This is a genomic window from Asanoa ishikariensis, assembly GCF_900107455.1.
Classification (GTDB): Bacteria; Actinomycetota; Actinomycetes; order Mycobacteriales; family Micromonosporaceae; genus Asanoa; species Asanoa ishikariensis.
The window spans coordinates 1,049,719-1,076,290 of the sequence record NZ_FNQB01000002.1 but is presented as its reverse complement, the minus strand read 5'-3'; the positions used below and the strand labels follow the sequence as shown (position 1 = coordinate 1,076,290).

The following is a 26,572-nucleotide window of genomic DNA, read 5'->3' as shown; positions in this document are numbered from 1 at the left end:
CCCGCCTGCGGGGCTCAGCGAACGACGACCGGCCGGTCCCAGCCCAACGGCAGCTCAGTAGGAGTCACCCAGCCGGGGTCCGGCGAGAAGTCGATCCAGGTGCCGTCGAACGGGAACTCGCCCGCCTCGATCCGCTTGACGACCCGCCAGCCTTCGGCGCGGACGGCAGCCTCATCGCGTACCCAATAGTGGTCCGGAAACGCCAGCCGCTCGGTGAACTCGTCCTCGTCCTTCCAGCGCCACGACCGGTCCGGGTCGACCACGATGTCGAGGTCCTGGTCGACCACGTCGATCCCGGCGAGGTCGCCGTCGTCCCAGCGGACCGCGCGCTCTTCGAGGTTCACGTACCAGTTGGCGAAGCCGCCCTCGGCGTTCCGGAACCACCAGACCGAGTGGTCCTCGCCGACCGGATGGAACTTGAGCACGCCGTTGCCCAGCCACGGATGCAGCTTCAGCCCGTAGGACAGCGTGACCCACTCGGCGAACGGCATCGCCCGCATGCCCCGGCCGTCGGCCGCGACCTCGGAGGCCACCACCGAGCCGGAGGCGATCCAGACCAGCAGCCCGCGCTCGTCGTCACTGACCACCCGGACCGGGCGAACCCAGCCCAGGCGGTCGTGCCGGGCGTTGCGGTGGACGATCAGGCTGCCGGGAGCGAAACCCATCAGTAGGAGCGGCCGAGGATGGCGACCAGCTCCGGCTCTTCCTGCGAGCCGGGCACGGAGCCGTCGGCGCGGACCAGGCAGCGCACGGTCACGCCCTGGCCGTTGGCCTGTGCCTCACCGTCGACGCCGATCGCCGACCACGGCACCCGGGCCCAGCCGGTCGCCGTCGCCGCGATCGCGTCGGCCAGGTTCGACACCTCGACGGTGTGCGACTCACGGAACGCCAGCGCCTCGTCGTGCAGCCTCTGCTGGTCCTCCTCGAGCACCGCGAGCACGCGACCAACCACGTCGGCCACGGGCACGGGGGTCTTGCTGCCGTCGTACCGCCGCGCCACGACGGCGTTGCCGGCCGCCAGGTCACGCGGCCCGACCTCGATCCGCACCGGGTAGCCCTTGAGCTCGGCGTCGACCGCCCGCCGCCCGAACGCCGTGTCGACCCGGTCATCGAGCCCGACCCGCACGCCGGCGTCCCGGAGCGCGTCGCGCAGCTTGTGCGCCGCGGCGGTCACGCCGTCACCGTCCTTGACGACCATCACGTACGCCTGGATCGGCGCCAGTCGCGGCGGCACCCGCAGGCCGTTGTCGTCGCCGTGACTCATGATCAGCCCGCCGATCATCCGGGTCGACGTGCCCCAGGAGGTCGTCCAGGCGTGCTCAACCCCGCCGCTGGCCGCGGAGTAGCTGATGTCGAACGCCTTGGCGAAGTTCTGGCCGAGCTCGTGCGAGGTGCCCATCTGCAGCGCCTTGCCGTCGCCCATCATGCCCTCGAGCGTGTAGGTGCTGGTCGCGCCCGCGAACCGCTCCCGGTTGGTCTTGCGCCCGACCACCACCGGGATGCCGAGCACGCCGACCATGAAGTCCTCGTACACCTCGTGCAGGATCTTGCGCGCGTAGCTGCGCGCGTCCTCCTCGGTGGCGTGCGCGGTGTGGCCCTCCTGCCAGAGGAACTCGCTGGTCCGCAGGAAGATCCGGGGCCGGAGCTCCCAGCGCACGACGTTGGCCCACTGGTTGAGCAGCAGGGGCAGGTCGCGGTAGGAGTCCACCCACTTGGCCATGAACTCGCCGATAACGGTCTCGCTGGTCGGCCGCACGACGACCGGCTCGGAGAGCTGCTTGCCACCACCGTGGGTGACGACGGCGAGCTCGGGCGAGAAGCCCTCGACGTGCTGGGCCTCGCGCTTGAGGTAGCTCTCGGGGATGAACAGCGGGAAGTACGCGTTCTCCGCACCCGCGATCTTGATCCGCGCATCCATCTCGGCCTGCATGCGCTCCCAGATCGAGTACCCGGCCGGTCGGATCACCATCGTGCCGCGCACCGGGCCGTTGTCGGCAAGCTGGGCCTTGGCGATCAGATCCTGGTACCAGCGGGGAAAGTCCTCCGCACGGGGAGTAAGCACGCGAGCCATAACCGAGAATCCTAGCGAGGGGGTCTTTGATCATCGCGACCGGAATGCGGGTACGCCGACTTGATCATCTGACCTGAGCGGATCCAAGTCATGTGCGCGCGTCCGTCGTGGGCACGACCGCTCGCTCCCGCGCGCACCGGGCGGCCCCACAAGGGGCCGGCCCTGCCAGGTCCGCGGTAGGCCAAAATCGCAGGCTTTGCTCTGCACCCATATACGCACCACCTTCCGCACGGGGTGGTGCGTAGATGGGTGCAGAGCAAACGCGCCAGCGACGGGCCGCCCTGGGCCGGGCCTTTTGGGCGAAATGCAGTGTTCGGCGACTTACGCTGAGCCTTGATGACGACACCTGATGCTCACCGGCAGGCTTTGGACACCGCGGAGCGGCTACTCGGCCAGCCGCTGAACCTGCCGCTCGGCCCCGGGGAACCAGCCACGGGCGCCGAGTTCCGACGGTTGGCGACCGAGCACACGTTCGGTGACTCCTGGAGCCGGCCGGGCCTGGACGACCGCACCCGCGCGTTGATCTCCGTGACGATCGCGGCCACGTTGGGCACCCACGAGCCGCTGCGCGGCCAGGTGCGGATCGCCCTGGGCAGCGGGGTGACCAAGGCCGAGATCGTCGAGCTATTCATCCACCTGGAGGCGTACGCGGGCGCCGCCCGAGCCTTCGACTCCTACCAGACGGCCCTGGCGGTCTTCGCCGAACAAGCCGACACCACCTAGCGCCCATCCCGAGCCGGTCCCGCGTCAACCGACCGATGCCAGGTCGGGTCGGCGCCGTGATCTGCGTCGAGGTCACGCCGACCGGCGTCAATAGGCAGGGCGAGTCCCACGACCGCGGGTGTCCCATGCTCGGCGCCCGGACGCTGCTTGAAACCGCCTCCCGCCTAACGGATGACGCGACCCCGTAGGACGATCCGGCGCGGGTCGCGGACCACCCGTAGGTCCGCGCGCGGGTCGGCGTCATAGACGACCAGGTCGGCCAGGCCGCCCTCGACCAGCCCGGGGAAGCCGAGCCAGTCGCGGGCCTCCCACGAAGCGGCGGCCAGGACGTCGATCGCCGACATGCCGGCCCGCTCGTGCAGCATCAGCATCTCGTCGGCGCAGACGCCGTGCGGGATGGCGCCACCGGCGTCGGTGCCGACGCGGATCGGGACGCCGGCCTCGTGAGCCGCGCGGACCACCTCAGGGAAGCGGGCGTGCAGGTCGCGCATGTGGGCCGCGTATCCAGGGAACTTCTCCTGCGCCCGCGCCGCGATGTCGTCGAAGGTCTCGATATTGATCATTGTCGGCACCAGCACCGTGCCGCGTCGCGCCATCTCGTCGACGTTGTCGAGGGACAGGCCCGTGCCGTGCTCGACCGAGTCCACCCCGGCGCGCACCAATGTGGACACCGCTGTCTCGCTGAACGTGTGCACCGCCACCCGCGCACCGGCCGCGTGCGCGGCGTCGATGGCGGCGGCCAGCACCTCGGGCTCGAACGTCGGGCCAAGGTCGGCCAGCGAGCGGTCCAGCCAGTCACCGACGAGCTTGACCCAGCCGTTGCCGGCCCGGGCCTGCTCGGCCGCGGCCGCGGGTAGCTCCTCCGGCGAGCACTCGACCGGAATCCCCTTCAGGTGGGTCTTCGGCGCGGCCAGGTGCCGGCCCGCCCGGGACAGCCGCGGCGCGTCGGGGTGGTCGTCGAGCTCCGGGTAGGGGAACGGCGAGCCCGCGTCGCGGATCGCCAGCGTGCCGGCGTCGCGGTCGATCACGGCGGCGGCGAGCGCCTGCTCCACGGTGGAGATCGCCGCGCCGCCGGCCGCGATGCCGATGTGGCAGTGCGCGTCGACCAGGCCCGGCAGCACGAAACCGCCGTCGCTGATCGTCTCGGCGCCGGCCACGGGCTCGAACGTGACCCGGTCGCCGACCAGCCAGAGATCGCGGGTGGTGTCGTCGGGAAGCACCACCCCGCGGACGTGCAGCGGCGTCAGCTCACGCACAGCTCGTTGCCTTCCGGGTCGGCGAGCGTCACCCAGCTCTGCGGACCCTGCCGCCCGTCGTGCAGGTGCGTGGCACCCTTGCTGATCAGCCGGGCCACTACGGCGTCGCGGTCGTCGCCGGTGCGGACGTCGAGGTGCACCCGGTTCTTCACCGTCTTGGGCTCGGGCACCTGCTGGAAGAGCAGGCGTGGCGCGCGCTCGAGCCCTTCGGGGTGCCGGATCGCCGCGCCGCTCTTCCACACCAGCGCACCGTTGTGCCGGGCGGTCTCGTCCTCGGTGGCGTGCCCCTGCTCGACCATGCGGCGGATGAATGCCTCGTCCTGCGCCTCGACGTCCCACCCGAGCGCGTCGGCCCACCAGTCAGCCAACACATGCGGCTCCGCGCAGTCGACGGTCACCTGAAACTCGTATGCCACCCGGCGATCCTAAGCGCGCCGTATGACATTGGCACCGCCGATCGACGGGCTCTAGCCGCGATTGCGCACGTCGCGCGCGACCTTCGCCTTCCACCGCTGAGTGAGCGCCGGTAGGTCGATGGTGACCTTCCACGGCCACTCGGTGGTGAAGACCTCCGCGGTGTGCGCTGACGGCACCAGCTCACCGCTCGCCGACAGCGTGAACTCGGACAACGTGATGTCGTCGTGCTGCGGGTCGACCACCCAATAGCGTTGTACGCCGGCGCGGCCGTATAGGCGGACCTTGTCGTAGAGATCGCGGAAGGTCGAATCGGGTGAGATCACCTCGATGGCGAGGATCGCGTCTTCGATCGGGATGGGGCTGGTCGTGTTGTGATCGGGAACGATCACGGCGATGTCCGGACGTGGCTCGCTGCGTCGATCAATCCGCAGCGAGGTGTCCAGGCTGACGTAGTACTGGTCTTCCGGACAGTTGGCCTCGAGGGCGAGCAGGATGCGGACGCAAAGGTCCTGATGGGGGTGGGTGGGCGACGCCACGATCAACCTTCCGTTGATCAGTTCGTAGCGGAGGTCCCCGGGCAGTTCGCCGAGGTCGTCGACCGTCCACTCCTGCCGCTCGGGCAGGGTCGGTGCCGCGGTCATGGGCTCCTCCTCTGAGTAGTCGCCCATGACGCTAAGTGCTCCTAAGATCGCCCGCTGTCCCGGAACATGCCTACTTCTCGTTGCCCTCCTGGCGGCGGAGCTTGTTGAAGTCGATCTTCGGCAGCTTGAAGCCCGGCGGCAGCCCCTGCGCGCCGTCGCCCGACAACGCCGACGGGTCGAAGCCGGCCGGCATCCCGCCCGGCATCCCACCCGGGAACCCGCCAGGCATGCCGGCGCCGCCGACCGGACGGGGACGCGAGCCGCCCTTCGTGCCCTTGCGCTTGTTCTTCGGGCTCTTCGTGGCCTTGCGGCGGGAGCCCGGCAGGCCCATCATCCCGCCCATCTGCTTCATCATCTTCTGCGCCTCGACGAAGCGGTTGAGCAGTTGGTTCACGTCCATCACCGTGACGCCGGAGCCGTTCGCGATCCGCGCCCGGCGCGAGCCATTGATGATCTTCGGGTTGACCCGCTCGTTGGGGGTCATCGACCGGATGATCGCGGTGACACGGTCGAAGTGCTTGTCGTCGAGGTCGGCCAACTGGTCCTTGACCTGGCCCATGCCGGGCATCATCGCCAGGACGTTGGCGATCGGGCCCATCCGCCGCATCGCCACCATCTGGTCGAGGAAGTCCTCGAGCGTGAACTGCTCACCGCCCATGAGCTTGGCGGTCATCTTCTCTTTCTGATCGGCGTCGAAGGCCTGCTCGGCCTGCTCGATCAGCGTGAGCACGTCGCCCATCCCGAGGATGCGGCTCGCCATCCGGTCGGGGTGGAAGATGTCGAAGTCTTCGAGCTTCTCGCCCGTGGACGCGAACAGGATCGGCTGCCCGGTCACCTCGCGCACCGACAGCGCCGCACCACCACGGGCGTCACCGTCCAGCTTGGACAGCACGACGCCGGTGATGCCGACGCCGTCACGGAAGGCCTCGGCGGTGTTGACCGCGTCCTGGCCGACCATCGCGTCGATGACGAACAGCACCTCGTCGGGGTCGACCGCGTCGCGGATGTTGGCGGCCTGCGCCATCATCTCGGCGTCGATGCCCAGCCGGCCGGCAGTGTCGACGATGACGATGTCACGCGCCACCCGCTTGGCGTGCTCGATCGACGCCCGCGCCACGTCGACGGGGTCGCCCACCCCGTTGCCCGGCTCGGGCGCGAACACCTCGACACCGGCCCGCTCGCCGAGCACCTGAAGCTGCGTGACCGCGTTGGGCCGCTGAAGGTCGGCCGCGACCAGCAGCGGCTGGTGCCCCTGCCCCGCCAGGAAGCGCGCCAGCTTGCCGGCGAGCGTCGTCTTACCGGAACCCTGGAGACCGGCGAGCATGATCACGGAGGGCGGCTGCTTGGCGAGCTGCAACCGCCGGGTGTCGCCACCCAGCACGTTGACCAGCTCTTCGTGCACGATCTTGATGACCTGCTGCGCCGGGTTCAGCGCCTGGGAGACCTCGGACCCACGCGCCCGCTCCTTGATCCGGGCGATGAAGCCACGAACCACCGGCAGCGCTACATCGGCCTCGAGCAGCGCCAACCGGATCTCGCGCGCCGTAGCGTCGATGTCAGCATCGGTCAGCCGCCCCTTGCCACGGAGCTTGGTGAAGATCCCGTTGAGGCGGTCGCTCAGGGTGTCGAACACGTAAACATCCCGTTTGTCATAGTTCTGTGGGCGAAGCAGGCCATGAGAGCCCTCGTTAGGGTATCCGGCTCAGCCCGCTCCGGCCGATCCACCAACGGCCGGGTGACCGACAACCAAGAACACCAGCAAACACATTGCCCGGGTTCGCCGTGGGCGCGACCGTCGCTCCCGCCGGGGATCGCTCGCTGACGCGTCGCTTGCCAGCCCCGCCGCCGGTCCCCCTCACCCCGCCATCAACCCCCGGCGTGTCGCCCCCACACCGCGCCGCAGCCCGCCACCAACAATGGCCAGCCAGAGGCAAGGCCGCTGACCAGCCGCAGGCAAGGCCGCTGACCAGCCGCAGGCAAGGCCACTGGGCGAGGAACCCAAGCCCACCAGCGACGGCCGTCTGCCGGCCGGCAGACCTCCCCCGGAACGCCACCGGCCATTTGCGCTGGCGATCCTGCTCCGGGCTGAGGCATACGGCGTGCCCGGTGGCAGTCCGCCTGAGGGCGAGGTCCATGGGACGAGAGTTGTCGGTGGGGCGGGTTAGCCTCCGCCTATGACCGCCATGGATTGGTTGCTCGACAGTGACCCGGCGATCCGTTGGCAGGTGCTGCGCGATCTAGCCGGCGCCTCGCCCGAGGTCGTCGCCGCGGAGCGGGCCAAAGTAGCCCGCGAGGGGTGGGGTGCCCAACTGCTCGCGCAGCGGGACGACGGCGGCGGGTGGGCCGGCGGCGCATGCTTCCCCGCCAACCACGAGCCACCACCTGACGACGAGAGCGACGGCCAACCGTGGGTCTCCACGCTCCCGACGCTCGACGTGCTGGTCGAGCTAGGCATCGACCCCGCCGACGAGCAGGTCCAGAAGGCCGTCACCGACGTGCGCGACACCGTCCGGTGGGAGCACGAGGCCCAGCCGTTCTTCGACGGTGAGGTCGAGGCCTGCATCAACGGGCGCACGGTGCGGATCGGCGCCTACTTCGGCCAGCCCGTCGACGGCATCGTCGAACGACTACTAGGGGAGCAATACGCCGACGGCGGCTGGAACTGCGAGCTGGAAAGGGGCGCCGAGGTCTCCTCGTTCGCCAGCACAATCAACGTGCTCGACGGCCTACTCACCTACCAACAGACCGGCGGCGCGCTCGACGTCGAGCCGGCCCGCCGGCGCGGCGAGGAATACCTCCTCGAGCGCGGCCTGTTCCGGCGCAAGAGCACCGGCGCCGTGGTCGACGAAGACTGGCTGAGCTTCTCGTTCCCGTTCCGCTGGCACTACGACGTCCTCCGCGCGCTCGACTATTTCCGAGCCACCGCCCAACCACCCGACGCACGCATCCAGGAGGCCGTCGATCTACTGCGGCGCAAGCGACAGCCAGACGGCACCTGGCTGCTGGAGAACACCCACCCAGGGCTGGTCTTCTTCTCCATGGAAGCGGGCGACGGCCAACCCAGCCGCTGGAACACCCTACGAGCCACCCGGGTGCTCACCTGGGCAGCGCGAAAAAGTTGAACTCGGGAGTGGGACGCGACCGGGGACCTGCTGCCGTTAGGCTCACGACGTTTGTGGGAGGGACCACGCGAAAGGAACAAATGAAATGGCCAAATCGGCCCAACCACAGACGACCGGCACCGTCTCGACGAGGACACTCGTCATCGCATTCCTGTCAGTCTGCCTCGCCCTTGTGGCTTGGCGAATGCCGGACACCGGTGACGCAGCGCTGACCTTCATAGCGTCATGCGCAGTCCTCGATCGGTTGGTGCGACGGTCGGAGCGGAAGGGCTGAACACGCGTGGCTCGGCATGGGCGGTCCGATTCGGACTGCCCATGCCAATGGCTCAGCCGTTGCGGGGACCATCGACTTCCTTGGCCTGACGATCGCCAGGCGCTGGCACGGTTAGAAACGACCGGCTGCGACGTTCAGAGCGATACCAACCCCGACTGATAGGCGAAGACCACCAACTGCGCCCGGTCCCGCGCGCCCAGCTTGATCATTGCGCGGCTGACGTGGGTCCGGGCCGTCGCGGGCGAGACCACCAACCGCGCGGCTATCTCCTCGTTGGACAGGCCCTCGCCGACCAGCCCGACGATCTCGCGCTCGCGCTCGGTCAGCGTGCCCAACTGCGGGTGCGGCTTCAGCGTGCGCGACGGCCGGGTGGCGAACTCCCGCACCACCCGCCGGGTCACCGACGGCGACAGCAACGCCTCACCCGCCGCCACCAGCCGGATCGCCCGCAGCAACTCGGCCGGCTTGGTGTCCTTGGTCAGGAAGCCGCTGGCACCGTGCCGCAGGGCGTCGAAGACGTACTCGTCGAGCTCGAACGTCGTCAGCACGATCACCCGGGTCTGCTCCAGCGCCGGGTCGGCCACGATCCGCCGGGTCGCCTCGATGCCGTCGATGCCGGGCATGCGCACGTCCATCAGCACGATCGACGGGGACGTGGCCGCCGCGGCCGCCACCACCTCGATGCCGTCGGCGGCCTCGCCGACCACCCGCATCCCGTCTTCCGCCTCGACCAGCGAACGCAGCCCGATCCGCACCAGGTCCTGGTCGTCGGCGATCAGCACACCGATCTCGTCCGCAGCCACGCCACTCACCATTCCCCATCCGGTAACGCGGCGCCGGACGGCGCCACCGGCAACTCGGCATGCACCCGCCAGCCCCGACCGGCGCTCAGTGGCCCGGCCGTGAGCGTGCCGCCCAACGCCGTCACCCGCTCCCGCATCCCCTGGAGCCCATGGCCAGGGACGACACCGACGACGCCGCCCCGGCCCGTGTCCGTCACCTCGACCACCACCGACGCCGGCAGGTACGTGATCACCACCGCGGCAGTCGCCGCGCCCGCATGCCGCAGGACGTTGGTCAGAGACTCCTGCACCACCCGATAGGCGGCGAGATCCACCGCCAGCGGCAGCTCCCCCGCCGTGCCCACCACCGACAGCGACACCGGCAACCCCGACTCGGCCAGCCGGTCCCGCAGCGCCGGCACCTCCGCGAGCCCCGGCGCCGGCGCGCGGTCGCCACGCTCGCGGAGCACCGACAGCGTGACCCGCAGCTCGTCGAGCGCCGCCTTGCTGCTGAGGCTGATCCGGGTCAGCGCGGCCTCCGCCTCCTCCGGCTTACGGGGCAACAGATGCAGCGCGATCTCCGCCTGCATGTTGATCGCGGCCAACCCGTGCCCGACCACGTCGTGCACCTCCTGTGCGACCCGCAGCCGCTCGTCGTCCGCGATCCGGCGCGCCTCGTCGGCCCGGGACCGCTGCACCGCCTCCCGGCTCACCTTGACGGTCACCCCGATCGCGAACGGCACCGCCACGAACGCCGCGGCCGGCAACAGCCCGCCGAACTTCGTGTTGGTCGGGTCCGTGAAGGGCACGAAGGCGTGGAGCGCCAGGAGTACGAAGGCACCGCCCCCGAACCAGGCCGCCCGGCGCAGCGGCAGTTCCTCCGCCACGGTGTAGACCGCCACCGCGAACGTGATCAGGATGGGGCCGTAGGGATACCCGAGGATCAGGTACGCAGCCGACATCCCGGCCACGACGACGAGCGTGCTCACCGGCCAGCGCCGCCGCACGATGGAGACCGCCGCCGCGCCGATGACCAGCCCGTACGCGAGTGCGTCGAGCGGCGTCCGCAGCGTCCCGGTCGCCGCCTGGTTCTCCTGGGCGAAATGCGAACCGAACACGCCGATGAGCAGCAGAAACGCCGTGACGAGCCCGTCCGCCACCCAGCGACGCACAGCGCCACGGCGGGCCGACGAGCTCATCACAGCCTCCACACGTCAGAGAATGTCACGGCGGCGCAGGACCACCGCACCTAGCGCCACGAAGACGACCAGGTAGGCCGCGACCACCAGCGTCGCCGGCCCGCCGCCCATCAACGCCTCCACGCCCGGCGTCCCGGTGGGCGCGCCCAGCGAAGCCACCAGCGCCCCGGCCCCCGGCCCGGGCAGCCCCCGTTGCGCGCTGTCCACCCACGGCAGCAGCGGCGCGGCCAACTGCGAGATCAGGTTCTGCACCGCCAGCATCCACACGAGACCGAGCCCGACCGCGAGCGCGACGCCGCGCAGCAGGATGCCCAGCACCGCGCCGAACATCGCCCACATCGTCGCGATCAGCCAGCCCGCGCCGATGCCGCGCACGATGTCGAAGGCCGACGGGAAGGTCATCGAGGCGTTCTCGGCAGCCGCGATCAGCACGCTTGCCACCGTGCCCATCAGGAAGATCGCCAAGACGAAGCCGAGCGCGGCCAGCGCGAGCACGCCGAACTTGCCGAAAAGCACCGTCGTCCGCGACGGACCCTGGGTCAGCACGGTCTTCCAGGAGCCCCAGCCGTACTCGCCGCCGACGAACAGCACACCCAGCACGACCAGGAGGGCGCCGAGGAAGACCGGGTAGCCACCGAGCGTGTTGCCGACGATGTTCGCCGGCAAGGTCGCGGCCAGACCACGGTCGGCGGTCGCTCCTGTTGTCCCACTGGTCGCACCGAGATACGGGATCACGTACGCGAACAGCGCACCGAGCGTCAACGCGATCCCCAGCAGCAGCCACGTCGCCGGCCGCTTGTTCAGCTTGATCAGCTCCGCGCGGAAACTACCGACCATTGCTCTCGCCTCCGGTGAGCTCGAGGAAGACCTGCTCCAGGTCGCGCTCGCGGGTACGCAGCCCACTGACCGCGATTCCCGCCTTGACCATCGACTCGTTGATCTCGGCCGCCCGCGCCGGCGAGACCGTGACGTCCAGCGCCCCGTCGACGACCGCCACCGCCGAAGTCCCCAGCAGCAGCCGGAGCCAGGCAGCCGCGTCGTCGACCGGCTCAGCAAAAATCCGCAGCCCAGCACCGCTGCGAAGCTCGGCGACCGTGTTCTCGGCGACCAGCGCGCCGCGCGCGACGATGCCGACCCGGTCGCAGATCTGCTCGACCTCACCGAGTAGATGGCTGGAAATCAACACGGTGGATCCGGCCGCCCCGAGTCGGCGGATCAGCGTGCGCATGTCGGCCATGCCGGCCGGGTCGAGCCCGTTGGTCGGCTCGTCCAGGATCAACAACTGTGGGTCCTTGAGCAGGGCCGCAGCGACGCCGAGCCGCTGCTTCATGCCCAGCGAGTACGTGGCGAACTTGTGCCGGGCCCGGTCGGTCAGGTCGACCAGGTCCAGCACGACGTCGATCCGCCGGTCGTCGACGCCGGCGTAGCGGGCCAGCACCCGCAGGTTGTCCCGCCCGCTCAGGTAGGGATAGAACGCCGGGCCCTCGATCAGCGCGCCGACGCCGGACAGGTCGCCGGGCGGCCGGCCGTGCAGCAGCACCCGCCCGCTGGTCGGCCGGACCAGGCCGAGCAGCATCCGCAGGGTGGTCGTCTTCCCCGCGCCGTTGGGGCCCAGGAAGCCGTACACCTCACCGGCCCGGACCGAGAGATCCAGATCCTGCACAGCGACCACCTCGCCGTACCGTTTCGTCAGCTTTTCGCACACCACCGGTTCCATGCCCCATACGCTGCCCGGCGCCCGGCAGAACCGCGTCCGCGCCAGAGCGGCAGCCGGCGTACGCCCGGGAACGTAGATCAGGCTTGGGCGGCGGCCAACACAGCGGCCTCCACGGCCTGCTCCCCCGCTCCGATGCCGACCAGGTAGAACGCGTCCACCACGTCACCGCCCAGGGTGGAGATCCGAGCCGCCCGCACGGACGCCCCGGCCTCGTCGAGCGCGCTGGCCACCCGGTAGAGCAGCGCCGGCGAGTCGGCGGCCCGAAGCTCCAGCACGACCGCGTCGGTGGCCGCGTCCCGGTGCCAGACGACCCGGGGCGGTGCGCCGGAGCCGCCCGAGCGGCTTCGACCGCGCAGCCGCTGGGTCACGGACACGTCGCCGGCCACGGCGCGGCGCAGGTCGTTGGCCAGGGCGATCGGATCAGGCGGCGCGCCGTAGCGCGGGGAGGTGAGGAACTCGACCAGCGCCCGGTCCTCCACCGTGGACACGTCGGCGCTCACCACGTCGAGGCGGTGCAGCGCGAGGCACCCGGCCACCGCGGCCAGCAGTCCACGCCGGTCGGCCGCGGCCACCGCGACCCGGTCGCCGTCGAGGTGTACGGCCGGCAGCGGCCCGGCCACCAGCGCCGGGTCGGGTGTCGGCAGGGCCGGCAGCACGCCGGTGTCCAACGCGGTGTGCGTGAGGCGCACGAGCGAGTCGATCAGGCGGCCCTTCCAGTCGGACCAGGCGGCCGGTCCCGTCGCCATCGCGTCGGCCCGGGCCAACCCGTGCAGCAAGTCCAAGGTGGTCGCGTCGCCCACCGCGAGAGCCACAGCGGCGATCGTCTTCGGGTCGGAGAGGTCCCGGCGGGTGGCCACCTCGGGCAGCAGCAGGTGCAGCCGGACCAGCTTCTCGATCAGCGCGACGTCGGCCGGCGGCAGCCCGATCCGGGCGGCCACGGCGGCCGCGACGGGGGCACCGACGGTGCTGTGGTCGCCGGGCAGGCCCTTGCCGACGTCGTGCAGGAAGGCAGCCAGCAACAGCAAGTCGGGCCGGTCGACCTCGCGGGTGAACCCGGTCGCCTCGGCCGCCGCCTGCACCAGGTGGCGGTCGAGGGTGAACCGGTGCACCGGGTTGTGCTGGGGCAGGCTGCGCATCCGCGCCCACTCCGGCAGCCAGCCGTCGACCAGCCCGTACCGGTCACAGGTCTCCCAGACCGGCACCAGCCCGCTGCCGGCCCCGAGCAGGGTGACCAGCGCGGCCCGCGCGGAGGCGGGCCAGGGCGAGGGCAGCGGCGGGCAATAGGCGGCCAGCCACTCGCAGGTCGCCCTGGAGATGGGCAGGCGGGTCGTGGCGGCCGCGGCGGCGATCCGCAGCGACAGCGACGGGTCCGGCCGGGCACCGATCGCGGTGCGGGCCAGCACGAGCTCGCCGTCCTGCTCGACCACATCGCGGGCGACGGGGCGGCGCACCGGCTTGCCGTCACCTCCGCGCCGGCGGACCACCCGGACCCGGTCGGCGGCCCGCCAGGCGTCGTCGAGCGCGTTGGCGACCGTACGGGCGTCGCTCGCCACCCGCCGCAGCAGCGCGTCGCCGTCTTCCAGGCCCAGCAGCCCCGCCACCGCGAGGCGTTCCTGTGCGACGAGCCGGTCGACCCGCCGGCCGACCGCGAGGTGCAGCGCGTCGCGGGTGTCCAGCAACCGCAGGTGCGCGGCCCGTACGGCCGGCCGCAGCGCGTCGGTGACGCCGGAGCGCGCGATGCCGCGCAGCACACCGACGTCGCGCAGCCCGCCGGCCGCCTCCTTGAGGTCGCCCTCCAACAGGAACGCGAGCTCGCCGTGCGCCTCCCAGCGGGCGGTCGTGACCGCACGCAGCGCCGGCAACTGCCGGATCGCCGTGCGCCGCCACTGGTCGGAGGCGGCCTCGGCGAGCTGCCCGGTCAGCGACTCGTCGCCGGCGATGTGCCGGGCATCGAGCAGTCCGAGCGCGACCTTCACGTCGTCGTGCGCCACCGACAGCGCCTCGGGCAGCGTGCGCACAGAATGGTCGAGGCCGAGCTTGGCGTCCCAGATCGGATACCAGAGGGACGCGGCCAACTCGTCCATCCCGGGCACGCCCGCGTGCAGGAGCACCAGGTCGAGGTCGCCGTGCGGAGCGCACTCACGACGCCCGAGGCCACCAACGGCCACGAGCGCCACGCCGGAAGCCGAGGCGGGAAACAACTCCCGCAGCCACGCGTCCAGAACGGCCGCGCGAGCCGACCGAGCAGCCGCCCCGATCCCGACAGGAATGACCGGGGGACCGACTCCAGTCGAAACTGGCGTCGATCCCCCGGTCGTCGTCATGCCACTCAGAGCGCGTCGAGGCCGCGCTCGCCGGTGCGGACCCGGACGACGTCCTCGACGGGCGTCACCCAGACCTTGCCGTCACCGATCTTGCCCGTCCGTGCCGCCGTGACCACCGCGTCGACCACCTTGTCGACGTCGATCTCGTCGGTCAGCACCTCGACCCGGATCTTCGGCAGGAACTCCACCGTGTACTCGGCACCCCGGTATACCTCGGTGTGCCCCTTCTGCCGGCCGTAGCCCTGTACTTCGCTGACGGTCAGACCAGCCACGCCGAGGGCGTGCAAGGCCTCTTTGACCGCGTCCAGCTGGTAGGGCTTGATGACCGCGGTCACCAGCTTCATATCCAACCCCTCCATCGCTAGAAAACTTAGCCTGAGACCTTCTCGCTGACCGGCTTCTCATCTGGCACGTCGCTATTTGCCTTCGCGGCGCCGATGCCGGCGAGCTGGAACGCACCACCACCGCTGCTGCCGCTGGCCGGCTGCAGGTCGTAGCCCGATTCCGCGTGCTCGGCCACGTCGATGCCCTCGACCTCGGCCTCGGGCGAGGTGCGCAGGCCGATGACCTTCTTGATCACCCACGCGATGCCCATCGCGACCACCAGCGAGTAGACCGTGACGATCGCACTGCCCGCGAACTGGCGGCCGAGCTGGGTCGCCCCGCCACCGTAGAAGATGCCGTTGCTGGCACCCAGCACATCGGTGATGGCCGAGTTGACCTGCGTGGTCGCGAAGAAGCCGATCGACAGCGAGCCGATCCAGCCGCCGACGAAGTGGACACCGACCACGTCGAGCGAGTCGTCGAAGCCGAGCTTGTACTTCAGGCTCACGGCCAGGGCGCAGACCGCACCGGCGATGGCACCGACGATCACGGCCGGGATCGGGGCGATGAAGCCGCACGCCGGAGTGATCGCGACCAGACCGGCGATCGCGCCGGACGAGGCACCGACCAGCGTCGGTTTACCTCCTCTGATCCACTCGACGATGATCCAGCCGAGTACGCCGGCCGCCGTCGCCACCTGGGTGTTGAGGAACGCCACCGCCGTGGTGCCGTCGACCGTGAGCTCGGAGCCGGCGTTGAAGCCGAACCAGCCGAACCACAGCAGGCCGGCGCCGAGCGCGACCAGCGGCACGTTGTGCGGCTTGGTGCTCTCCCTGGGCCAACCGATCCGCTTGCCGAGGATCAGCACCAGGCCGAGCGCGGCCGCACCGGCGTTGATGTGCACCGCCGTACCGCCGGCGAAGTCCAATGCCTTGATCTTGGTGCCGATGAAGCCGCCGCCCCAGACCCAGTGCGCGACCGGGATGTAGACCAGCGTGAACCAGGCACCCGCGAACAGCAGCCAGCCGGCGAACTTCATCCGGTCGGATACCGCGCCGCTGATCAGAGCGACGGTGATGACCGCGAACATCATCTGGAACACGAGGAACACGTACACCGGAATGCCGGTCGTTCCCCAGATGTCACCGAGGAAGTTCGTCTCGGTGCCGAGGTACTGAGTGAAACTGCCGATCACGTTGTTGAGGCCGGAGTTTCCGTTGGAGCCGAATGACAAGGTGAAGCCGTAGATGACCCAAAGCACTGAGATGAGCCCGATGGAGCTGAAGCTCATCATCATCATGTTCAGTACGCCCTTGGACCGGTTGAGGCCGCCGTAGAACAAGGCCAGACCCGGTGTCATGAGCAGCACCAGCGCGGACGACAAAAGCAGCCAGGCGGTGTTCCCGGTGTCGATCTCCACGCCGCCTCCTCTCGGTAGATTCCTCCCCCCGGCAGGCAGAGCAGCGCTGCCCGACAGCCGGTTCGGGGGAAGCTTCCCGGGCCGCTGTTTCGCGCAAGGTCGCGAGTCGGTTACCGCGTCGTGACGGGTTGTTTCGTACGTGTGAAGAAACCCGCACTTAGCGCAGTGCGTATTCCAAGGTGTGGCGTTCGTAGTCGAGCAGGCGAAGATCACGCATCGGGCGACGAAGGTGACCCTTGTGCACGATCCGGACGAACGCCGGGTCGCCCGCGGCCGCCATCCGGCGGATGCCCTCCACGTGGTCGACGATCCGCTTGCGGATCGTGCGCACCAGCCGGTGCCGGTCGCGCGGGATCAGCCCGTACGCGTCGGCGAACATCCGAAGCCGCTGCGGCCGGTTGGGCCGCTTCCAGCCGAGCGTGTAGGAGTCGCGGTCGGAGAACAGCGGCACCCAGGTCCAGGCCGCGTAGGCGACGTCGTAGATCCGCGCGCCGGGCGAGGCCAAGTCGAAGTCGATCAGGGCGAGCGTGCCGTCCGGGCGCCAGATGACGTTGTGCGGCGCGGCGTCGTGGTGGCAGATCACCTCGGTGTCCGGCGGCGGCGGGCCGAACGAGCGCCAGACCGCGTTGCGCTCCGGCGCGAAGCCGTACTGCGCGTCGTGGAACATCCGCAGCATCGTCGCGACCGTGATCAGCGCCTCGTCGGTCACCCAGTGCGGGGCCAGCGGGTACTCGCCGCACTCCCCTTCGAGGTACGAGAGCACCTCACGGTTGCGCTCGTCCATGCCGAGCACCTTGGGTGACCCGGTAAAACCGACATATTCCAGATGACGCAGCAGGGCATGCACGGACGGGGTCCACGGCCCGGCGTTGCGCCGGACGGTGTCGCCGACCCGCACGACGGTGCTGACGTTTCCCCCACGCAGGGGAACTTCCTGCTGCGTCACGTACGGTCTCCCGAGTCCGGAGGCCTGCGGCTGGTAGGTCACCCGAGGTTACGCGTCCGTGCCAACAAGCGCGTCGACGAAGGCGGCCGGCTCGAACGGCGCCAGGTCGTCGGGACCTTCGCCGAGGCCCACCAGTTTGACCGGAATCCCCAGCTTGCGCTGCACGGCGATCACGATACCGCCCTTGGCTGTGCCATCGAGCTTGGTCAGCACCACGCCGGTCACGTCGACCACCTCGGTGAACACCCGCGCCTGCTCCAGGCCGTTCTGGCCGGTGGTGGCGTCGAGCACCAGCAACGTCTCGTCGACGGGGCCGTGCTTCTCGACCACCCGCTTGACCTTGCTCAGCTCGTCCATCAGGCCGACCTTGTTCTGCAGGCGGCCGGCGGTGTCGATCAGCACGGTGTCGACGCCCGTGTCGACGCCCTTCTTGACCGCGTCGAACGCGACGCTGGCCGGGTCGGCACCCTCGGCGCCGCGGACCACCTCGGCGCCCACCCGACCGGCCCAGGTGGTCAACTGCTCGGCGGCGGCGGCCCGGAAGGTGTCGGCGGCACCCAGCAGCACGGTGTGCCCGTCGGCGATCAGCACCCGGGCGATCTTGCCGCAGGTGGTGGTCTTGCCGGAGCCGTTGACGCCGACGACCATCAGCACCGAGGGCTTGCCGCCGACCTTGAGCGAGCGATCCAACGTGGGATCGAGCGCCTCGACGAGCTCGGCCGACAGCAGCGCCCGCAGCTCGGCCGGCGTGCGGGTGCCGAGCACCTTGACCCGGTCCCGGAGCCGTCCGACGATCTCCCCGGTGGCCTCGACGCCGACGTCCGCGCCGATCAGGCTGTCTTCGATCTCCTCCCAGGCGTCGTCGTCGAGCCGGTCCCGGGAGAGCACGGACAGCAGGCCCTTGCCGAACACGTTCTGCGAGCGGGAGAGCCGCCCGCGCAGCCGGACCAGCCGCCCGGCGGTGGGTGCCGGGGTCTCGATCGTGGGAGGCGCGGGTGCTTCGGGCGCCTCGGTCGGGCGTTCGGGTGCCAGAATGCCGACACCACCGGCCTCCTCGGCGGGCTCCTCGGGCGCTCCGGTCGGGCGTGGCGGGGCCGGCGGCACGGCCCGGCGGCGAATCCGGGGCACGAGCAGGCCAACCCCGGCGAGCAGCAGCACGCCGGCCAGGACGATTCCGAGGATCACGTATTCCATACCGAAATCCTGACATGCCGCGCGCGGACCCATGCGGCGGCCGGTGTGAGGTGTCGCGCCTTCGACTATGGCGCCGGGGCACCCTGGGTAGAAAGGATGGTCCCGGCCACTCACCCGTCCTGGAGGTAGGAAACGCATGTCGACCGCACGTCTGCTGATCGGTCCGGTGCTCCGCCGGGTCGTCGACACCCGGGCCACGATCTGGGTCGAGACGGCGACGCCTGCTGTCGTCACAGTGCGTGCGGAGGGAGGTGCGGAAGGTAGGGCACACACCTTCACCGCCTTCGACCACCACTACGCCCTGGTCGTCGTCGAGGGGCTGCCGGCGGACGCGGTCACCCCGTACGAGGTGTTCGTCGACGAGGAGAAGGTGTGGCCGGAGCCCGACTCCGCGTACCCCCGGAGTGTGATCCGCACCCGCATGGGTGACGACGGCGGCCAGCCGGTCAAGTTGGTCTTCGGATCGTGCCGGGAGGCGACACCGCGCTCGACCGGGCACAAACTTCCCCCGGACGCGCTCGACGCGTTCGCCCGCCGGCTGATGGCCGACGAGGGTGTCCGACCCGACCTGCTGGTGCTGCTCGGCGACCAGGTCTATGCCGACATGACCTCCAAGGAGGTACGCCGGTTCCTCCGCAAGCAGCGCAAGCGGCGCAAGGCCAAGCTGACCGACGCGCCGCCGCACCAGGTCGTCACGTTCCACGAGTACACCCAGCTCTACCTGGAGTCGTGGCGCGACCCGGAGATCCGCTGGCTGCTGTCCACCGTGCCGAGCGTGATGATCTTCGACGACCACGAGATCATCGACGACTGGAACTCCTCGGCCTCCTGGCGGGTGGCGGCCAGGGAGCAGCCCTGGTGGGGCGAGCGGATCACCAGCGGCCTGGCCTCCTACTGGGTCTACCAGCACCTGGGCAACCTCCACCCGGACGAGCTGGCCGCCGACGCGCTCTACCCGAAGGTGGTCGGTTCCGACGACGCGACCGAGATCCTGCGCGATTTCGGCCAGCGGGTCGACCGCGAGGCCGACGCGGCGCACGACACCGAGCGCTGGCGGGCGACGCAGTACCAGTGGTCCTACCGCGTCGATCTCGGCCGGACCCGGCTGGTCGTGCTCGACAACCGGTGCAGCCGGGTGCTCGACCCGGACCACCGGGCGATGCTGCCGCCCGGCGAGTGGTCGTGGTTCCTCGACCAGGCCCACGGCGACTACGACCACCTGGTGGTCGGCTCGTCGCTGCCATGGCTGCTGCCGCACGGCATCCACCACCTGGAAGCCTGGAACGAGCGGCTGGCCGCGTCGGACCGCGGCTTCGTGGCTGCCGGCGCCGAGCGGCTGCGCCGCGCGGTCGACCTGGAGCACTGGGCGGCTTTCCAGCGTTCGTTCGAGGACCTGGCCGAGCTGTTCGCCCGGATCGGCTCCGGCCCGCGGACGTCAGGCAACGAGCGGGTCGGCGCCGGCCCGGCCTATCCGGCACCGGCGTCGATCAGCGTGCTCTCCGGCGACGTACACCATTCCTATGTGGCCCGGGTCCGCTTCCGTGACCGCGAGGTGAGCACGCCGGTGCACCAGTTGACCTGCTCGCCGATCCACAACGCGGTGCCGGCCGTGATGAAGCCGGTGATGACGCTCGGTTGGTGGCGGGGCCCGTCGACGCTGGTCCGCGCGCTGGCCAAGACGGCGCGGGTACGCAAGAACAGCATTGGCTGGCGCAAGCTGGCCGGCCCGTACTTCGGCAACGCGGTCAGCACGCTGTCCCTATCCGGGCTGTCGGCCGCGGTCACCATCGAAGGCACCCGACCGGACGGCGTCCTCACCCGGGTCGCGTCGCTGCCCTTGACCGAGCCGGCAGAGCAGCAGCCCCCGGTGCCGGCGCAGAAACCGGGCGGCGTCCCGGCGAACGAACCGGCATGATGCCCCGATGACCTGGATCGCCCCTGATATCGACCGCCGCAACGAGCCCTACGTCGCCGACGAGCGCGAGATGTTGCAAGGCTGGCTCGACTGGCACCGCGACACGCTGCTCTGGAAGTGCCGAGGGCTGGGCGCGGAGGAGTTGACCCGGCAGACGGTCGAGCCGTCGACGCTGAGCCTGCTCGGCCTGGTGCGGCACATGGCCGCCGTCGAACGAAGCTGGTTCCACCGCGCGGCCGGCGCGCCGCACGAGGACCTCTACTACAGCGACGACAACCTGGACGGCGACTTCAACGACGGCACCGCGGAGTCGGCCGAGGCGGACTTCGCGACGTTCCGCGAGGAGTGCGCCAAGGCCGACGCCCTGGCGGCCGATCTGTCGCTGGACCACACCTTCGACACGACCCGCGGCCGCACGATCAACCTGCGCTGGGTCTACACCCACATGATCGAGGAGTACGCCCGCCACAACGGCCACGCGGACCTGCTCCGCGAGCGCCTGGACGGCAAAACCGGCGACTGACCTGGCTCAGCGCCGAGCGATCAGCCGCTCGGTGAGGATGGTCAAGACCTCGGCGAGCACGGCATTTCCGATGCGGCCGACCTGCCGGTGTAGGTAGCCCAGATCAATGGCCCGGATCTGCTCGGTCATCACAAAGCAGGGGGTACGCAGGCCGTTTTCCGCGTCCGGGACCAGCGGCACGTGATTCGGGACGCCGCGGTTGGTCGAGGTCAGTGGGCAGATCAGCGCCAGGTTGGGAATGCGCGCGTAGTCATGACTGTGGACGATCAGGACGGGACGCCGCCCGACCTGCTCCGCGCCGCGGATGTGTCGTTCGCCGAGGTCGGCGATGTAGAGGGTGCCCGCCCTCACCGGTCATGCACGGTCGACGGAATGTCGTCGATCATCTCCGGCGGCGTCGGGAACGGACCGACGGCCGGTAGGTCGGCATACTCGGGGAACTCATCATCGTCGCCGCCGGCATAGCCGCCGGCATAGCCGATCGAAACCTTCTCCCAGAACTCATTGCGCTCAGCAATGTCCAGCAACACCTCAATCTCCTCCCCCATTGGGCGACCATGTCGGGCTGCCCACGCCGCTAGTCGGTCACGGGTGCGAGATTCGACGCTGATCGTGGTCTTGCCCATATCGATGATGGTAGTGAATGGCATGCATGATCGCATGCCATTCGCTATGCCAGATTGAGTGCCGCTCGGATGTACGGAAGGTTCTCCGGGCCGGTCCAGCGGTAGGCGGCCAATCCGGCGGCGCGTGCCCCCAGGACGAAGCGTTCGCTGTCGTCGATGAACAGGACGTTGCGCGGCGGCGTGTGCAGGGCCAGGCAGGCCGCGCCGAAGTATTCGGGGGCCGGCTTCGGGATGCGCAGCTCCGAGGAGTTGATCACCGCGTCGAACTCGTCGACCAGGCCCAGGGTGCGCAGGTCGGCCGGGAGCAGGTCCGTGGCGTTCGTGGCCAGGCCGACCTTGATGCCGGCGGCCCGGGCGTCCCGGATCAGCGCGAGCAGGCCCGGCTCCACCGAGCCCCGGTACTGCTCCCACTCCTTGACCGCGGCCCGGGCGCGGTCCGGATCGCCCGTCTGGTCGGCGAGCTCCGCGGCGATGACGTCGGCCCACTCGTCGTGGGTGATCTCGCCGATGATCGCCGGCATGAGCCGCGACCAGTCGAGCGCGGCCTGGTAGAGCGCGCCCGGCTTGAGGTCGTGTGCGGCCTCGATGCCGTGGATCACGGCCGCGTCCCAGCGGCGCAGGGTGCCGTCCAGGTCGACCAGCAGCGCGGTGGCCTTCGGGCGCATCAGTCCTCCTCGCCGCCGAGTCGTTGGCTGATCACTTCTGTGACGCCGTTGCGCATGGTCACGCCGTACAGGGCGTCGGCGACCTCCATCGTGCGCTTCTGGTGGGTGATGATGATGAGCTGGCTCTTCTCACGGAGCTGGGCCATCAGAGTGATCAGCCGGCCGAGGTTGACGTCGTCCAGCGCCGCCTCGACCTCGTCCATGATGTAGAACGGGCTGGGCCGGGCGCGGAAGATCGCGACCAGCATGGCAACCGCGGTTAGTGAGCGCTCACCACCGGACAGCAGCGACAGCCGCTTGATCTTCTTGCCCGGCGGGCGGGCCTCGACCTCGACGCCCGTGGTCAGCATGTCCTCCGGGTCGGTGAGCACCAGGCGACCCTCGCCGCCCGGGAACAGCACCGTGAAGACCTGCTCGAACTCGCGGGCCGTGTCGTGGAACGCGTTGGCGAACACCTCGAGGATCCGGTCGTCCACGTCCTTGACCACGGTGAGCAGGTCACGCCGGGTGTTCTTGAGGTCTTCGAGCTGGTCGGAGAGGAACTTGAACCGCTCCTCGAGCGCCGCGAACTCCTCCAGCGCCAGTGGGTTGACCTTGCCGAGCAGGGCCAGCTCGCGTTCCGCCTTCGCGGCCCGCTTCTCCTGGGTCGGCCGGTCGTAGGGCAACGCATCGGGCTCCGGCTCACCCGCCGCGGCGGCCGCGGCCAGAGCAACCTGCGTCGGGGGTACGGGCTGCGCCGGGCCGTACTCGGCGACCAAGGTCTCGACGTCGAGCGAGAAGTCCTCGGCTGCCTTGACCTCGAGCTGCTCGATCCGCATCCGCTGCTCGGCCCGCGCGACCTCGTCGCGGTGCACCGCGCTGGTCAGCCGCTCCAGGTCGCTGGCGAGCCGCTTGGCCGCCGCGCGTACCTCCTGGAACTCGGCCTCCCGGGCGGCCCGGGCGGAGGCGACCGCGTCGCGGGTCTCCTCGGCGGCGGCCAGCGAGACCGCGACCCGGGCCAGCGCCTCGCGGGCGCCGACCTCGACGGCGCGGGCGATGCCGGCGCCGCGGACCCGGGCGGCCTTGCGGGCGGCGGTGCGCTCGCGGGCGGCGCGCTCGGCGGCGGCCTGGCGGGCCAGCGACTCGGCCCGGCCGGCGATCGACGCGACCCGCTCCTCGGCGGTGCGGACCGACAGCCGCACCTCCATCTCGTTCTGGCGCGCCTGCGGCACCATCGCGGCGAGTTGGTCGCGCTCCTCGGTCGACGGCTCCTCGTCGATCGGGGTGGTCTCCGCCAGCTCGAGCCGGGTCTCCAGCTCGGCCAGCGCGGTCAGGTCCTGGTCGCGGGCCTGCTGCGCCCGGGCCCGGGAGGCACCGAGGCGCTCGGTCTCCGCGGCGGCGGACCGGGCGGCGGCACCGAGCTCGGCGAGCCGGCGGGCGGCGGCGTTGCGCTGGCCCTCGGCGGCCCGCTTCTCGCGCTCGGTGACCTGCACGGCCTCCTTGCGGCCGGCGACCGCGGCCCGGGCGGTCGCGAGCTGCGTGCGGAGCAGTTCGATCTGCTCCTCGGCGGTGGACCGGTTGGTCGCCGCCTCGTCGACCGCCGCCTGCAGCTCGATGAAGCTCTGCGCCTTGGCCGAGCCACCCGCGGCGGCGTACGCACCGACCACGTCGCCGTCCGGCGTGACCGCGCGGAGCTGGGGGTTGTCGGCCACCGCGCGGGTCGCCAGCTCCAGGCTCCCGGTCAGGATCACGTCGCGCAGCGCCCAGTGCACGGCCGGCCGGATGCGCTCGTCGCAGCGGACCACGTCCGGCGCCCAGCGCGCGCCTTCCGGCAGCGCGGGGCGCAGCGCGTCCGGCGAGCCGATCATGCCGGGGCCGGCCGGCGTGCCGACCAGCAGTGACGCGCGGCCGGCGTCCTGGATCTTGAGGTAGCGCATCGCCTCGGCGGCCTCGTCCACGCCGGCGACCGCGACCGCGTCGGCGAGCACGCCGAGTGCGGCGGCCAGCGCCGCCTCGTTGCCGGGCTCGACGGTCAGCATGCCGGCCAGGCTGCCGAGCAGGCCGGGCACCTGGTCCGCGCGGCTCAGCAGCGCGCCGGCACCGTCCTTGCGCCGCAGGCCCAGGGAGAGCGCCTCCTCGCGGGCCTTCCACGTCGCCGCGTCCTTCTCGGCGACCCGCTCGCGGTTGGTCAGCTCGCGGACCTCGGCCGCGGCCACCTCGTGCGCGGCCACCGCCTCGTCGTGCCGGGCGTCCAGGTCGGCGTCGGCCAGGTCGGCCTCCGACGACTCCGCCGCGACCGCGTCGACCTCGGCCTGGGCTCGCTGTGCCCGGGCCTGCGCGTCGGCGTGGGCCGTGGCCAGCCGTTCGATCTCCTCGGAGCCGCTGTTGCTGCGGGCGCGGGCGGCGTTGACCTGGCCGGTGAGCTTGGCCAGCCCTTCGCGACGGTCGGCGATCGCCTTCGCGGCGGCGCGCAGCGCCTGCTCGGCCGCGGCGAGCTGACGCTCCAGCGCCTGCCTGGACTCGACCGCCTCGGCGAGGTGGGCCTGGTCGTCCTTGAGAGCGGCGCGCAGCGTGTCTTCCTGGGCGCGGACCCGCTCCGACTCGGCGGCCAACTCGTCCGGGTCGCGGCCGGGGCGCTCGTCGTCGGGGGTGGCGCTCAGGTGGCGCAGCCGCTCGCTGGCGAGCTGTTCGGTGGACCGGAAGCGCTCCTGCAGCGCGGACAGCTTGTACCAGGCGTCCTGCGCGGCCGCGAGCAGCGGCGCGTCCTCGGCCAGGGCCGCCTCGAGCTGGGCCAGGCGGCGCTGGACCTGCTCGTGCTCGTCCTCGACATATTCGCGGCGCTCGCGCAGGGCCGCCTCGTCGGCGACCTCCTTGTCGAGGGTGGTGCGCAGCGTGAACAGGTCGTCGGCGAGCAGCCGGAGCCGGGCGTCGCGCAGGTCGGACTGGATGCCGGCCGCACGCCGGGCCACCTCGGCCTGCCGGCCCAGCGGCTTGAGCTGGCGGCGGAGCTCGGCGGTCAGGTCGGTGAGCCGGTTGAGGTTGACCTGCATCGCGTCGAGCTTCCGCAGCGCCTTTTCCTTGCGCTTGCGGTGCTTGAGGACGCCGGCCGCCTCTTCGATGAACGCCCGGCGGTCTTCCGGCTTCGCGTGCAGCACGGCGTCGAGCTGGCCCTGGCCGACGATCACGTGCATCTCACGGCCGATGCCGGAGTCGCTGAGCAGTTCCTGGATGTCGAGCAGCCGGCACGAGTTGCCGTTGATCTCGTATTCGCTCTCGCCGGACCGGAACATCCGGCGGGTGATCGACACCTCGGTGTAGTCGATCGGCAGCGCGCCGTCCTGGTTGTCGATCGTCAGGGTGACCTCGGCGCGACCGAGCGGCGCGCGGCCGGCGGTGCCGGCGAAGATGACGTCTTCCATCTTGCCGCCGCGGAGGGCCTTGGCGCCCTGCTCGCCCAGCACCCAGGAGATCGCGTCGACCACGTTGGACTTGCCAGAGCCGTTGGGCCCCACGACACAGGTGATGCCCGGCTCCAGCCGCAACGTCGTCGCGGAGGCGAAGGACTTGAAGCCCTTCACGGTCAAGCTCTTGAGATGCACCTAATCGAATCCTCGTCCGACGGCCCGCCGTCGGGGCTCACGTGGGTTTCCGGCTGTTCGTTACAGATCCTCTGTGGCCGTGACGCTCCCGCGCCCCGGCGCCTTCCGCTCGTGTGTGCTTGCCGGCCCTAGGCCGTCGAGACGCTCTCGCGTCTCTGAGGCCGCCCCCGGCGTTGGTTCCCAGGTCCTGCGCACGTCGGGACGTGCTCACGTCCCGACGTCTTCGGGGCAAGCGTAACCCGGCCGCTTCCGGCGGGCCCGGTTGCTTCCCGGCAGTATGGGTCCACCGTCCGGGTGATGCCGGCGACACGCCGAACGACCGGAAGGCGTCGCGAGGCGGCAGCATCGCGACGACTGAGGACGGGCAAGTCAGCAGGGCAAAAAGCTGCGCGCCGACACATGAGTGGCGGCGCGCTTCTGGTGGTGCGTGCGGGTCACGCGGGCCGGCTGTTGCCGACCGTCAAGATCAGGTCAGTGCGGGTTCCGGGAGCCGGAGCAGACCGTCTGCCTCGGCGGCCGCCGCCGCGAGCCGGTCGTTCTCGGCACGCAACCTGGTGATCTCGAACTCGAGCGCCTGAACCCGGGCACGCAATCGGGTGACCTCGTCGAGTAGACGCCGGTCGGGCGCCGAACCCACGTGGCCGTAGAGGGCCTTCGCCATATCGTCTCCTTGTAAAGCGCAGCCGGAAATGGCCGGCCAACGCGCGCCCTATGCCTCGCGACGTCTGCCCACGGGCACAAGTGGGCACGATCGGGCGCGACTGGCGACACCTCCATGTTCCGCCTGCGGCCCGCGTTCGTCAAGCGCAACAAGAAAGCCTTAGGAATTCCTTAGGCAGATTGCCCGATTCAGCA

Annotated in this window: 24 protein-coding genes; 4 read left to right on the top strand and 20 right to left on the bottom strand. The window is 70.7% G+C overall.

Features of this window, described 5'->3' with window-relative positions:
• Window positions 1–14: 14 nt before the first annotated feature.
• On the bottom strand, window positions 15–665 hold the full coding sequence (locus tag BLV39_RS19315) for a ribonuclease FAU-1 family protein (RefSeq protein WP_090794203.1): 651 nt from the start codon (window positions 663–665) through the stop codon (window positions 15–17).
• Complete coding sequence (proS, locus tag BLV39_RS19310; protein ID WP_090794202.1) at window positions 665–2,071, bottom strand: proline--tRNA ligase; 1,407 nt, start codon at window positions 2,069–2,071, stop codon at window positions 665–667. The genes BLV39_RS19315 and proS overlap by 1 nt, the downstream gene beginning before the upstream one ends.
• 336 nt (window positions 2,072–2,407) lie before the next feature.
• Between proS and BLV39_RS19305 the strand changes: the two genes are divergently transcribed.
• Window positions 2,408–2,794, top strand: coding sequence for a carboxymuconolactone decarboxylase family protein (locus BLV39_RS19305; protein WP_090794200.1), 387 nt, complete (start codon window positions 2,408–2,410; stop codon window positions 2,792–2,794).
• Window positions 2,795–2,958: 164 nt separating this feature from the next.
• On the opposite strand, the gene BLV39_RS19300 is transcribed toward BLV39_RS19305, so the two are convergent.
• The 4 genes from BLV39_RS19300 to ffh form a co-directional block, all read right to left on the bottom strand.
• Window positions 2,959–4,041, bottom strand: a complete 1,083-nt coding sequence (locus BLV39_RS19300) for an amidohydrolase family protein (RefSeq protein WP_239083844.1) — start codon at window positions 4,039–4,041, stop codon at window positions 2,959–2,961.
• The gene (locus BLV39_RS19295; protein ID WP_090794198.1) at window positions 4,038–4,466 is read right to left on the bottom strand and encodes a VOC family protein; all 429 of its coding nucleotides are present in this window, start codon (window positions 4,464–4,466) and stop codon (window positions 4,038–4,040) included. Before BLV39_RS19295 ends, BLV39_RS19300 begins: the two co-directional genes overlap by 4 nt.
• Before the next feature lie 51 nt (window positions 4,467–4,517).
• Window positions 4,518–5,108 carry a Uma2 family endonuclease gene (locus BLV39_RS19290; protein ID WP_090797543.1) on the bottom strand — a complete coding sequence of 197 codons (591 nt, stop codon included), beginning with the start codon at window positions 5,106–5,108 and terminating at the stop codon, window positions 4,518–4,520.
• 70 nt (window positions 5,109–5,178) lie between these two features.
• A complete protein-coding gene (gene ffh / locus BLV39_RS19285; protein ID WP_090794196.1) occupies window positions 5,179–6,741 on the bottom strand; it encodes a signal recognition particle protein in 1,563 nt (520 codons plus the stop codon).
• A gap of 541 nt (window positions 6,742–7,282) precedes the next feature.
• Between ffh and BLV39_RS19280 the strand changes: the two genes are divergently transcribed.
• On the top strand, window positions 7,283–8,230 hold the full coding sequence (locus tag BLV39_RS19280) for a prenyltransferase/squalene oxidase repeat-containing protein (protein ID WP_090794194.1): 948 nt from the start codon (window positions 7,283–7,285) through the stop codon (window positions 8,228–8,230).
• A 408-nt stretch (window positions 8,231–8,638) separates the two neighbouring features.
• Here the strand turns inward: BLV39_RS19280 and BLV39_RS19275 are convergent, their stop codons facing one another.
• The 9 genes from BLV39_RS19275 to ftsY form a co-directional block, all read right to left on the bottom strand.
• Entirely contained in the window at window positions 8,639–9,307 is a 669-nt protein-coding gene (locus tag BLV39_RS19275; RefSeq protein ID WP_239083838.1) for a response regulator transcription factor, read from the bottom strand.
• Between the two features lie 5 nt (window positions 9,308–9,312).
• Window positions 9,313–10,485 (bottom strand): sensor histidine kinase, encoded by a 1,173-nt coding sequence (locus tag BLV39_RS19270; RefSeq protein ID WP_090794190.1) that lies wholly within the window; start codon window positions 10,483–10,485, stop codon window positions 9,313–9,315.
• 15 nt (window positions 10,486–10,500) lie between these two features.
• The gene (locus BLV39_RS19265; RefSeq protein ID WP_090794188.1) at window positions 10,501–11,322 is read right to left on the bottom strand and encodes an ABC transporter permease; all 822 of its coding nucleotides are present in this window, start codon (window positions 11,320–11,322) and stop codon (window positions 10,501–10,503) included.
• On the bottom strand, window positions 11,312–12,202 hold the full coding sequence (locus BLV39_RS19260) for an ABC transporter ATP-binding protein (RefSeq protein ID WP_090794186.1): 891 nt from the start codon (window positions 12,200–12,202) through the stop codon (window positions 11,312–11,314). The genes BLV39_RS19265 and BLV39_RS19260 overlap by 11 nt, the downstream gene beginning before the upstream one ends.
• Before the next feature lie 77 nt (window positions 12,203–12,279).
• The gene (locus BLV39_RS19255) at window positions 12,280–14,526 is read right to left on the bottom strand and encodes a [protein-PII] uridylyltransferase (protein WP_090794184.1); all 2,247 of its coding nucleotides are present in this window, start codon (window positions 14,524–14,526) and stop codon (window positions 12,280–12,282) included.
• Window positions 14,527–14,531: 5 nt separating this feature from the next.
• Complete coding sequence (locus tag BLV39_RS19250; RefSeq protein ID WP_176984980.1) at window positions 14,532–14,870, bottom strand: P-II family nitrogen regulator; 339 nt, start codon at window positions 14,868–14,870, stop codon at window positions 14,532–14,534.
• Window positions 14,871–14,896: 26 nt separating this feature from the next.
• Window positions 14,897–16,270, bottom strand: coding sequence for an ammonium transporter (locus BLV39_RS19245; protein WP_090794181.1), 1,374 nt, complete (start codon window positions 16,268–16,270; stop codon window positions 14,897–14,899).
• Window positions 16,271–16,427: 157 nt separating this feature from the next.
• On the bottom strand, window positions 16,428–17,258 hold the full coding sequence (locus BLV39_RS19240; protein WP_176984979.1) for a phosphotransferase: 831 nt from the start codon (window positions 17,256–17,258) through the stop codon (window positions 16,428–16,430).
• Window positions 17,259–17,264: 6 nt separating this feature from the next.
• On the bottom strand, window positions 17,265–18,410 hold the full coding sequence (ftsY, locus tag BLV39_RS19235; protein ID WP_090794178.1) for a signal recognition particle-docking protein FtsY: 1,146 nt from the start codon (window positions 18,408–18,410) through the stop codon (window positions 17,265–17,267).
• 136 nt (window positions 18,411–18,546) lie between these two features.
• On the opposite strand from ftsY, the gene BLV39_RS19230 reads away from it, so the two are divergent.
• Together BLV39_RS19230 and BLV39_RS19225 are read left to right on the top strand one after the other, a co-directional pair.
• A complete protein-coding gene (locus BLV39_RS19230) occupies window positions 18,547–20,325 on the top strand; it encodes an alkaline phosphatase D family protein (RefSeq protein ID WP_090794176.1) in 1,779 nt (592 codons plus the stop codon).
• 7 nt (window positions 20,326–20,332) lie between these two features.
• A complete protein-coding gene (locus tag BLV39_RS19225; protein WP_090794173.1) occupies window positions 20,333–20,848 on the top strand; it encodes a DinB family protein in 516 nt (171 codons plus the stop codon).
• Window positions 20,849–20,854: 6 nt separating this feature from the next.
• Here BLV39_RS19225 and BLV39_RS19220 read toward each other — a convergent pair whose 3' ends face one another.
• The 5 genes from BLV39_RS19220 to BLV39_RS19200 all read right to left on the bottom strand — a co-directional run bounded on the left by BLV39_RS19220 (window position 20,855) and on the right by BLV39_RS19200 (window position 26,378).
• Entirely contained in the window at window positions 20,855–21,199 is a 345-nt protein-coding gene (locus tag BLV39_RS19220; protein WP_090794170.1) for a type II toxin-antitoxin system PemK/MazF family toxin, read from the bottom strand.
• Window positions 21,196–21,474, bottom strand: a complete 279-nt coding sequence (locus tag BLV39_RS19215) for a hypothetical protein (protein ID WP_143049812.1) — start codon at window positions 21,472–21,474, stop codon at window positions 21,196–21,198. The genes BLV39_RS19220 and BLV39_RS19215 overlap by 4 nt, the downstream gene beginning before the upstream one ends.
• 44 nt (window positions 21,475–21,518) lie before the next feature.
• On the bottom strand, window positions 21,519–22,142 hold the full coding sequence (locus tag BLV39_RS19210) for an HAD family hydrolase (RefSeq protein WP_090794164.1): 624 nt from the start codon (window positions 22,140–22,142) through the stop codon (window positions 21,519–21,521).
• The gene (gene smc / locus BLV39_RS19205) at window positions 22,139–25,717 is read right to left on the bottom strand and encodes a chromosome segregation protein SMC (protein WP_090794160.1); all 3,579 of its coding nucleotides are present in this window, start codon (window positions 25,715–25,717) and stop codon (window positions 22,139–22,141) included. Before smc ends, BLV39_RS19210 begins: the two co-directional genes overlap by 4 nt.
• Window positions 25,718–26,183: 466 nt before the next feature.
• Complete coding sequence (locus BLV39_RS19200; RefSeq protein ID WP_089254960.1) at window positions 26,184–26,378, bottom strand: hypothetical protein; 195 nt, start codon at window positions 26,376–26,378, stop codon at window positions 26,184–26,186.
• Window positions 26,379–26,572: the final 194 nt, after the last annotated feature.

What these genes read in the sequence shown, in the direction of transcription:
- BLV39_RS19230 (WP_090794176.1), top strand. Translation starts at nt 18,547, where the DNA reads ATGTCGACCGCACGTCTGCTGATCGGTCCGGTGCTCCGCCGGGTCGTC.
- BLV39_RS19265 (WP_090794188.1), bottom strand. Translation starts at nt 11,322, where the DNA reads ATGGTCGGTAGTTTCCGCGCGGAGCTGATCAAGCTGAACAAGCGGCCG.
- BLV39_RS19315 (WP_090794203.1), bottom strand. Translation starts at nt 665, where the DNA reads ATGGGTTTCGCTCCCGGCAGCCTGATCGTCCACCGCAACGCCCGGCAC.
- BLV39_RS19290 (WP_090797543.1), bottom strand. Translation starts at nt 5,108, where the DNA reads ATGACCGCGGCACCGACCCTGCCCGAGCGGCAGGAGTGGACGGTCGAC.
- ftsY (WP_090794178.1), bottom strand. Translation starts at nt 18,410, where the DNA reads ATGGAATACGTGATCCTCGGAATCGTCCTGGCCGGCGTGCTGCTGCTC.
- BLV39_RS19270 (WP_090794190.1), bottom strand. Translation starts at nt 10,485, where the DNA reads ATGAGCTCGTCGGCCCGCCGTGGCGCTGTGCGTCGCTGGGTGGCGGAC.
- BLV39_RS19215 (WP_143049812.1), bottom strand. Translation starts at nt 21,474, where the DNA reads ATGGGCAAGACCACGATCAGCGTCGAATCTCGCACCCGTGACCGACTA.
- BLV39_RS19200 (WP_089254960.1), bottom strand. Translation starts at nt 26,378, where the DNA reads ATGGCGAAGGCCCTCTACGGCCACGTGGGTTCGGCGCCCGACCGGCGT.
- BLV39_RS19250 (WP_176984980.1), bottom strand. Translation starts at nt 14,870, where the DNA reads ATGAAGCTGGTGACCGCGGTCATCAAGCCCTACCAGCTGGACGCGGTC.
- BLV39_RS19255 (WP_090794184.1), bottom strand. Translation starts at nt 14,526, where the DNA reads ATGACGACGACCGGGGGATCGACGCCAGTTTCGACTGGAGTCGGTCCC.
- BLV39_RS19305 (WP_090794200.1), top strand. Translation starts at nt 2,408, where the DNA reads ATGACGACACCTGATGCTCACCGGCAGGCTTTGGACACCGCGGAGCGG.
- BLV39_RS19280 (WP_090794194.1), top strand. Translation starts at nt 7,283, where the DNA reads ATGACCGCCATGGATTGGTTGCTCGACAGTGACCCGGCGATCCGTTGG.
- BLV39_RS19225 (WP_090794173.1), top strand. Translation starts at nt 20,333, where the DNA reads ATGACCTGGATCGCCCCTGATATCGACCGCCGCAACGAGCCCTACGTC.
- BLV39_RS19260 (WP_090794186.1), bottom strand. Translation starts at nt 12,202, where the DNA reads ATGGAACCGGTGGTGTGCGAAAAGCTGACGAAACGGTACGGCGAGGTG.
- proS (WP_090794202.1), bottom strand. Translation starts at nt 2,071, where the DNA reads ATGGCTCGCGTGCTTACTCCCCGTGCGGAGGACTTTCCCCGCTGGTAC.